The 9698-nt window shown below is 39.7% G+C and carries 8 protein-coding genes; 7 read left to right on the forward strand and 1 reads right to left on the reverse strand.

Annotated features, from left to right (window positions below; all coding sequences use genetic code 11):
* The 4 genes from P767_RS15610 to P767_RS0103310 all read left to right on the forward strand — a co-directional run.
* A partial coding sequence (locus P767_RS15610; protein ID WP_071840025.1) for a Mur ligase family protein occupies positions 1-1010 on the forward strand: 1010 nt, incomplete at its 5' end.
* Between the two features lie 9 nt (positions 1011-1019).
* A complete protein-coding gene (locus P767_RS0103300) occupies positions 1020-1787 on the forward strand; it encodes a 3'-5' exonuclease (protein ID WP_026763389.1) in 768 nt (255 codons plus the stop codon).
* Complete coding sequence (locus tag P767_RS0103305; RefSeq protein WP_026763390.1) at positions 1788-2534, forward strand: polyprenol monophosphomannose synthase; 747 nt, start codon at positions 1788-1790, stop codon at positions 2532-2534. It abuts the gene before it with no gap.
* Between the two features lie 9 nt (positions 2535-2543).
* The gene (locus P767_RS0103310; protein WP_026763391.1) at positions 2544-3428 is read left to right on the forward strand and encodes a DMT family transporter; all 885 of its coding nucleotides are present in this window, start codon (positions 2544-2546) and stop codon (positions 3426-3428) included.
* Here the strand turns inward: P767_RS0103310 and P767_RS0103315 are convergent.
* Positions 3412-5862: a TonB-dependent receptor gene (locus P767_RS0103315; protein WP_037352196.1), complete on the reverse strand. Its 2451-nt coding sequence runs from the start codon at positions 5860-5862 to the stop codon at positions 3412-3414. The genes P767_RS0103310 and P767_RS0103315 overlap by 17 nt on opposite strands.
* An 88-nt stretch (positions 5863-5950) precedes the next feature.
* Here P767_RS0103315 and P767_RS15615 point away from each other — a divergent pair, with 88 nt between their 5' ends.
* From P767_RS15615 to P767_RS0103325, 3 genes are read left to right on the forward strand one after another with little or no spacing between them, the layout of a single operon-like run.
* Complete coding sequence (locus tag P767_RS15615) at positions 5951-8050, forward strand: hypothetical protein (RefSeq protein ID WP_051417050.1); 2100 nt, start codon at positions 5951-5953, stop codon at positions 8048-8050.
* Entirely contained in the window at positions 8047-8805 is a 759-nt protein-coding gene (locus P767_RS18085) for an alpha/beta hydrolase family protein (RefSeq protein WP_051417052.1), read from the forward strand. The genes P767_RS15615 and P767_RS18085 overlap by 4 nt, the downstream gene beginning before the upstream one ends.
* Before the next feature lie 34 nt (positions 8806-8839).
* Entirely contained in the window at positions 8840-9667 is an 828-nt protein-coding gene (locus tag P767_RS0103325) for a CHASE domain-containing protein (protein ID WP_026763393.1), read from the forward strand.
* Positions 9668-9698 lie beyond the last annotated feature (31 nt).

Below are 9698 nucleotides of genomic sequence, written 5' to 3' on the forward strand. Positions count from 1 at the left end.
TTAGCATTGTGTTCGAAAAGAACAGCAAATGGCGTTTTGATTATCTGGTGGGAGCCAAACTGTCTGGGTTTGAGCAGTCGGTTCAAATTACCGATGCCCCGGTTATTGTTTGTGAGGGAGATGAATACCCCGCCAGCGTTTTAGAAAAGAGACCCAAATTTCATTTTCTGTTTCCCCATGTAGCCATACTTACAGGGATTGCCTGGGATCATATCAATGTGTTTCCCACATTTGAATTTTATCTGGAACAGTTTGTGATTTTTATTCAGAAAATAGAACCAGGTGGAATATTAATTTATAATGAAACAGACCCTGTTCTGGTTGAACTGGTGGAGAAAAACAAAAGAACGGATATACATTATCAACCCTATGGTATTCCTCAGCATGAAATAAATAGCGGAACTACAACACTGGCAATCAATGGGGTAAAGGGTGTTTTAAGTGTTTTTGGCAATCATAATTTATTGAATGCCATGGCTGCGTATTATGCCTGCAATCAATTAGGTATTTCTACGGAAAATTTTTTGAAAGCGATTGCTAGTTTTACCGGTGCAGCAAAAAGACTGGAGTTGCTAGCCAAAAATAATGTTACCCATATTTATCGTGATTTTGCGCATGCACCCAGTAAAGTGAAAGCAACGGTAGAAGCAGTAAAGAAGCAGTTTCCGGAGAGAAAATTAATTGCCATTTTAGAATTACATACCTACAGCAGCCTGAATGTAAATTTCATGAATGAATACAAAGGAGCACTGGATGAGGTAGATGAAGCAGTTGTTTTTTATGCAAAGCATGCGTTGGAAATCAAGAAGATGCCCGATTTGCCGGCAGATAAAGTGAAGGAAGGATTTGGAAATAATGACTTGATTGTGATGAATGATAAGTCTGAATTGTTGAAATGGCTGAAGAAAATTAACACGTCAAATGCAAATATTCTGTTCATGAGTAGTGGAAATTATGATGGATTAAACATAAATTCGTTGGCGGAAGAAATCTTGCCAACATCATCCTGAAATTGTACAATGAAATTAAATTTAACCAGACCTATTGCGTTTATTGATCTTGAAACAACCGGCGTTAACATCAGTAATGATCGTATAGTTGAAATTGCCATTGTAAAAATTTTGACGGATGGAACCAGACAAGTAAAACGAAAACTAATTAACCCGCAGATTCCTATACCTGCCGGAGCATCTGATGTTCATGGTATCACGGATGATATGGTAAAAGACGCACCCAGTTTTAAACAGGTGGCTAATGAGGTTAAGCAGTTTATTGAAAACTGTGATTTAGGCGGATATAACAGCAATCGTTTTGATATTCCGATGCTGATAGAAGAATTTTTAAGAGCAGGTGTATCTTTTTCTGCAGATGGAAGAAAACTGGTGGATGTTCAGAAAGTCTTTCATATGATGGAGCAAAGAACTTTGGGTGCAGCTTATAAATTTTATTGCAATAAAACCCTGGAAGATGCACATAGTGCAGAAGCAGATGCTACTGCTACCTGGGAAGTACTGGAAGCACAGATAGAAAGATATCCTCAGATAGGGAATACGGTAGAAAGCATTGTGAAGTTTACCGGAGAAGATGATATTGTAGATTTTGCCCGAAGATTTGTAAAGGAAAATGGAGTAGAAGTTTTCAATTTCGGAAAGCACAAGGGAAAACCTGTGGTTCAGGTGCTGAAAGAAGAACCCCAGTATTATGACTGGATGATGAAAGGAGACTTTGCCATGAACACCAAACAGAAATTAACAGAAATATTAAACAGAACCTTGCTTAAAAAGTAAATGCCGGAGAAAATTGTCATCATACCAACCTATAATGAGAAAGAAAATATAGCTTCTATGATAGATGCCGTGATGGCGTTGAATCAGGGGTATCATATTCTGGTGATAGATGATGGCTCTCCGGACGGAACTGCTGAAATTGTAAAAACGGCTATTCAAAAATACCCCGATCAGGTTTTTCTGGAAGAGCGGAAAGGTAAATTGGGTTTAGGAACTGCCTATATACATGGTTTCAAGTGGTGCCTTCAAAGAAACTATTCCTTTATTTTTGAAATGGATGCCGATTTTTCTCATGACCCCAATGATTTAGAGAGGCTTTATGCTGCCTGTAAGCAGGGCAATGCAGATCTTGCTATCGGAAGCAGATATGTAAAAGGGGGACAAACAGAGAACTGGCCATGGGATCGTCAGTTGTATTCAAGAGGTGGTGCGCTGTATACCAAATTGCTTACCTGGATGCCGGTGCAAGATCCTACCGCTGGATTTGTATGCTATAAAAAAGAAGTGCTGGAGGCCATTAATTTTGATATGATTTCTTTTGTGGGTTATGCATTTCAGATTGAAATGAAATTTGCCTCATGGAAACTGGGGTTCAGGATTGAGGAAGTTCCCATCATTTTCAGAGACCGTAAAGTAGGAGTCAGTAAAATGAATAAGGGAATCATAAAGGAGGGGGTTCTGGGTGTTATCAGTATTCAATGGCAGAGTATGTTTAAGAACTACAGAAAACGGGTGAAAGCCAGCTAATTTTTTTCCGTGAAACAAGCATTAATCAAATTACATATTTCGGTATTTCTGGCAGGTTTTACCGGGATACTGGGAGTTCTGATTCATTTAAATGAAATGACCCTGGTTTGGTACAGGATTATGATTACGGTAGTTAGTTTGTCCGTATTGTTTGCCCTTACTAAAAAATCTACACGGATACCTAAAAAACAAGCGATTCATTTTTTTCTGATCGGAACCCTGATTGCTTTGCACTGGGTTGCTTTTTATGGTAGCATTAAACTTTCAAACGTATCCATAGGATTGGTCTGTTTTTCTGCAACTGGATTATTTACGGCATTACTGGAGCCTTTACTGGTTACTAAAAAATTGCAATGGGCAGAATTAGGCCTGGGCCTGCTGAGCTTATTGGGGATATATCTGATTTTTCATTTTGATGAGCGATACCAGACAGGGATTATCGTCGGGATTGTTTCTGCCTTTCTTGCTGCCCTGTTTTCGGTATTAAACAAGAAGCAGGTAGCCGATGCGGAGCCTACCATAATGATGTTATACGAACTTACGGGAGGGTTGGTGATAATTACTGTATTGATGCCGGCATATGCTTATTTCTTTCCTGAAACTTCCATTATACCTACCTTGTCAGATTTAGGCTGGTTATTAGTTCTTAGTTGGCTTTGTACCATTGTTGCCATGCAACTCATGTTAGATTCATTAAAAAAAGTTTCTGCCTTTACACAGAATCTTAGCCTGAATCTGGAACCCGTTTATGCCATTATCATGGCTTTCATTTTGTTCGATGAAAACAAATACCTCTCCAGCAGCTTTTATTATGGAGTTGGTTTGATAATCCTCTCTGTAGTTTTACAGATGGCCAGAATGCTGGTAAAGCATTCTGCTAAAACGAAACAATAAAACCAAATGTCGGCGTAACGTTTGCATCGTTATTGCTTAACAAAAAAGGTACTGCATTACTTCCGTTTGGTTGAACCGGTAATCCGTCTGTGGTTATGAATGCTGTGTTGTTTGTGTTACGCTGAAATGTATACACGGATGGTGCAGGGCTTTTGGCCAGGTACCAGTTGGTGATGTCGAGGAATACATTCAGCGTGTATTTTTTATAGAACCATTTTTTGTCTATGCGAATATCACTTCTGTTAAATGCATTGAGTCTTTGAGAATTGACCCTGGTGAAATCGAGTACACCGGTTCCCAATGCAAGAAAGTTTTGTCGGCTGGCAACTAAATCATAGGGAGTGAAAGGCACACCTCCCTGAAAACGAAATTTCAATCCAATTTCCCAGTTCCTCTTTAACTTGTATCCTAAAACGGCGCTTAGCAAATGCCTGTTATCCCAGGAGCTGGCTACATAGTTATTGCCGGTATTGGTATACTGACTCACAAACCAGGTGTAACTGAAAACACCATAGAACTGCTTCGTTAATTTCTGCTGGGCAAAGAATTCAAAACCATATGCTCTTCCTTTGCCATTGGTGGTTACCGCTTCGTTTCCAAGTACGGAGAAATCCGCCCCCTGATTCGATAAACTGATTCCATTTCTTACACTGACTGGTACGTTGTTATATCGCTTATAAAACCCTTCAAATGTAAATCGGGTAGAGGCAGAAGGCAGGTACTCAAATCCTGCTACATAATGTGTGCTCTGTGTATAATCAGTTTGTTTATTTACCAACTCGTTATTGTTGTTTCTGAAACCCAATACGGTATAGGGAAGCATTTTAAAATAAGTGCCAATGGAAGCATTGAAAGTTACTTTATCTGATATCTGGTAGCTTGCTGCTATTCTTGGACTCAATGTTTTTAGTGGGTTCATTCCAGTAGTTGTGAATGTGTTCTGGTCAAATCTGATCCCCCCGCTAATCCCTAATTTATTATCCAGGAATCTTTTTCCCACTTGTGTAAAAGCACCCAGTCTGGCAAATTGAATGGCACTATTGTAAGAGTAAGTAACCGCTGGCTGTATAATATTGTTATTATTATCGGTGATGGCATTGCTAATCAGTTGATTTGTATTGTTGCTGTAGTTCACCCATTGGGCTACTACTCCATAACTCCATTTTAATCCGTTGATATTCTGGTTAACATCAAATCTGATTTTATTTTCAGTTTCTCTGGAACCCAATTGAAGGGTTCTGGCGCCTCTGACTGGCCCCAGGTTGTTCTCGTATTTTTCCAATTGATTATCCAGGCTGTTTCTGCTAATAGCCAGATTCCAGTATCCGTTTTTCAACTGATGTTTAATAGAAGCACCAATGGTATAATTCCACTGTTGTATGGAAGGATTGCTGTTCAGTACATACAATTTGTCTGGAGTAGCTTCTCTTGGTGCTGCAAAGTTGAATTCATCAATTGCGCCAACACCCAATAGAGTCAGCGTTGTTTTTTTACTCAACTGGTGAGATATTTTATACTGGAAATCCCAGTAATTAGGTCGTATGGGTAAATCAATGGCTTTGAATAACAACTGTAAATAACTTCTTCTTGCCGAAGCCAGAAAAGTAGTTTTTCCGGATTTTCCTAGCGGTCCGTCAAAAGTGGTAGCCAATTCTGTACCGCTCAGACGGATATTTCCCTGTACACGGTTGTTGTTGCCTCTTTTTTGATTGAATTCAAATACAGAGGAAAGGGCATTGTCGAAACGGGCATCAAAGGCAGAGGAAGAAAGTTTAACGTCTTCAATAAAGCTTACATTCAGTATACCTGTTGGCCCCCCGGCGCTTCCCTGTGTAGCAAAGTGGTTGATTACCGGAATTTCAATTCCATCAAGGTAAAATACGTTTTCGTTGGGAGCACCACCTCTGATAATGATATCGTTTCTAAATCCGGCTGTACTGGAAGATCCTCCAACGCCTGGTAGCGCCTGAATTACCCTGGATATATCAAAGTTTCCACCTGGATTGGCTTTGATTTCCTCAGAAGTAAGTCTTTGAACACTTAGGGGTGTTTCAAGGGTTGCCGCTTTTGCTGAACGGTTTCGGCTGGTACTGGTAACCTGAACATTTTGTAGTTCTTTTATGGAGGCTTCCAGTTCAATGACCATTGTATTCTCATTACCCGATGCTATTGGTACATTGTATCTGAATTGTGAAGTGTATCCCAGCGCAGAGAACTGAAAAGTGTAATAGCCGGGCTTCAATTGTCTGAATATGAATTTACCGGCAGAGTCGGCAATCACTTTTTGGTTCAATTGAACCAGTTCAACAGTTGCTCCTGCAACCGGCTTCTGTAACTGTTTATCTATAATTATTCCGGAATATATTCCACCGTTTTGGGCCATTGCCATATTTACCACAAAAACAAGCATCCATACAGCTGACCATTTTTTCATATTCATCCATTTATCAAATTCACCTTAATTACAATTTATAATTGGGTATTGTTTAATTATCTTCGGAAAATCCAAAATTACAATCAACATGAAACTTCTCCCTATTATCGGTTTGCTTGTATTAAGTATTCCAGGTTTTGCCCAGAAAAAGCCACTGGACCACACTGTGTATGATGGCTGGCAAAACATTGCAGAAAGAATCGTAAGTGATAACGGTGCTTTTGTGGCGTTTACAGTTGTTCCTCAGGAAGGCGATGGTCAATTGTACATCAAGAGAAAAGACGGCAGCGCTGTTGCCGCAATAGCAAGAGGATACAATGCCAATATTACCGATAACAGCCAGTTTTTAATTTGCAGAATCAAAGCTCCCTTTAAAGATACCAGGGATGCCAGAATTAAAAAGAAGCGTCCGGATGAAATGCCAAAAGACTCAATTGCCATTGTGAATCTGAACAATGGGGGTATTCAGAAAATGGCTGCAGTAAAAAGCTTTAAAATAGCAGATGAAAATGCGAGTCATATTGCCATTCTGTTCGAAAAGAAACCTGCGGCACCTGCTCCAAGACCTGCACAGGGCGATAGTACAGCAAGGCCTTCGGCTCCTGCACCTGGTGCAGCAAGAAACAATGCTGAACCCATTGAAGAAGGAACAGATTTATTGGTTATGAATCTAACTTCAGGTGATACGATGGTTTTTCCATTGGTGAGCGAATATTTCTTTAGTAAGAAGGGAAATGTGCTTTTGATGGAAACCACTAAGAAAGCCAACGATAACAAAGTAAAATCCTCCGTTGTAAAACTGGATCTGTCAAACAGGACCACCCGAATTATTCTGGCTGGTTTTAACGATGCAAAAGCTTACAGGATGGATGAAGCTGGTGAGCAATTGGCTTTTATTGCCGAAAGAGACAGCAGTTCCAAGTCTTTGCAAAAATTTTATAAATTATATTATCATAAAAATGGAGCTGATAGTGCTACAGCCATAGTAGATAGAAAAACCAGTGGTATGCCTTCAAATTATACCGTTAGTGAAAATGCACAGGCCATCAGTTTTAGTAAGTCGGGCAACCGATTGTTTTTCGGTACGGCTCCGGTATTGCCTGTGAAAGACACTTTAACGCCAGAGTTTGAGAGAGTTAGTGTAGATGTATGGCACTATAACGATGATTATTTACAACCCGTTCAATTGAAGAATTTACAACAGGAATTGAATAAAGCGTATTTGGCAAGATATGATTTTGATAAAAAGGCGGTTGTGCAAATTGGATCACCTGCGTTCAGATCTGTTATGCAAACTCAGGAGGGCGACGGCCTGGTTTTTTATGGCATGGCAGATGAAGGAAAAAGAATCGCTACACAGTGGCTGGGAGGGGCTTATATGGATATCTATGCCATTGATCCTGTTACTGGTTCCAGAAAAATCATTCAGAAAAATATTAAGGGAAATGCTTACCCGTCTTACACCGGAAAATACCTGGTTATGTATAATGATATTGCCAGAAAATACAGTGTTTATGCATCAGACAACCAGCAGATATCAGCATTGGCAGCCGATATAAAACTGCCACTGTATGATGTAGAGAACGATGTTCCGGACGAACCCAATCCTTATGGAATTGCGGGCTGGCTGGAAAATGACCAGGCATTGCTGATTTATGATCAGTTTGATATCTGGCAGGTTGACCCAGCCGGTAAAAAGGCTTCAGTGAATATTACCAATGGTTTGGGTAGAAAGAATCAGCTGGTATTCAGAAATATCAATTTAAACAGGGAAGAGCGTTTTATAAAAAACAATCAGCAATTGCTGTTGAATGTGTTTAATCGTAAAAACAAGGGAAGTGGATTAAAAGCGCATACCATGGGCACCACTTTTCAAATTGCGGATTTAAATGCAGAAACATTACCATTGCGAATTTCTGCTGTTGCCAAAGCTAAAAATGCTGATATCATTTCATTTGGTACGGAAACATTTGAACGTTCTACCAATATAGCCGTAGCTGCCTTACAGGCCAATAGTTTAATGAAGGATATAAAAGAGGCTACGGTTCTTCATCAGCCCAATCCTCAACAGTCTCAATACAATTGGGGTACCGCTGAATTGTTTACCTGGAAAGCTTATACAGGGAAAATGGCCGAGGGTATTATCTATAAACCCGAAGATTTTGATCCTAAGAAAAATACCCCATGATTGCTTATTTCTATGAAAGAAGCAGCGATGGTTTATATGGATACAGTGCACCTGCACCAACTCCGTCCCGTCTGAATATTCCATTCTTCGTGAGTAGAGGATATATTGTATTTGTGCCGGATATCTGGTATAAAACGGGTTATCCTGGTCAGGGTGCTTATGATTATATTGTCAGTGGAACAAGGGCTGTTGTAGCCAGGGGATATGTGGATAGTACCAAACTTGGTTTGCAGGGTCAAAGCTGGGGTGGATACCAGATTGCTCACGTAATTACACGCACTCCCTTGTATGCGGCGGCATGGGCGGGAGCTCCGGTAGCCAATATGACCAGTGCTTATGGTGGAATTCGCTGGGGAACAGGATTGAACAGACAGTTCCAGTACGAAAAAACACAAAGTAGAATTGGAGCCAACTTATGGGAAAAGCCCAATTTGTATATTGAAAACTCTCCGCTTTTCCATTTCCCTAAAGTAAAAACACCAGTAGTTGTTATGGCAAATGATGCAGATGGTGCTGTGCCTTGGTATCAAGGGATTGAAATGTTTACTGCGTTAAGAAGATTAGGAAAGCAGGTATGGATGCTGAATTATAATAATGAAGATCATAACCTGGTGGAAAGGAAAAACAGAAAAGATATTCAGATTAGAGAGCAGCAATTCTTTGATTACTTATTAAAAGGAGACAAACCTGCCAAATGGATTGCTGAAGGAGTTCCTGCCATTATGAAAGGAAGAGACTGGGGTTTAGGATATTAGCAGAAAAAAAATTAACTTAAGCTATGTTATCTGAATGAAAGAGATTGTAAAACATAGCAGATTTACTTCCTGGCTGGTATTTGTGTTAATGATAGTTGTTACGCAAATACTGGCCTGGAAATGGTATGAAAAAGAGAGAAGCCTTGAAAAGCAATTGGTAGAAAGGGAAGTAATCCATATAGGTAATCAAATTGAAACCACGATCCAAAACAGCAGTTCCATTACCAGTGTAATAGCATCAATGGTAGAGCATAATTTGCTGAATAATCATTTTGATATGATTGCGGAGAAGTTGCTAAGTCAAAATGAATATATAGATGCCATTCAATTGGTACAGGATATGGTAATAACACATACTTATCCATTGAAGGGGAACGAGCAAGTGATTGGGTTCAATTTAAAAACCTATCCGGAACATATACGGGAATCCATGTTGAGCAGTTCTTCCAATAAGCTTCATTTTGAAGGGCCATTAAAGTTGAAGCAGGGAGGGGTTGGATTTGTGGGCAGATACCCGATTCTTCAGCAGGATACATTATGGGGATTTGCAGCAGTTATTATTCGAAAGAAAAATTTTATAAAATCATTAGGCCTGAACGATACAGGTATCAGTGAATTGTTTTATTATCAATTAAGTAAACAACAGGAGGGCGAAAGGTACACTACCTTATTTGCTGAGAACCGCACCGATTTTGCAACAGGGGTTAAAGCAGTTGCCTATAATACAGTAGGAGACTGGATAATACAAGTGAAATTGAAAAAGCCCAGAGCTGATAAAATGGGGTGGTCTTTTTCTCTGATTGGTTTGTTGGTTTCGTTTATTGTATTATATACGATGTTGCTTAATCTAAAGCGCAAATAAAAAAAGTAGTACGTGGGAGGCAAGGCACACG

This window comes from Sediminibacterium salmoneum NBRC 103935 (genome assembly GCF_000511175.1).
Taxonomy (GTDB): Bacteria; Bacteroidota; Bacteroidia; order Chitinophagales; family Chitinophagaceae; genus Sediminibacterium; species Sediminibacterium salmoneum.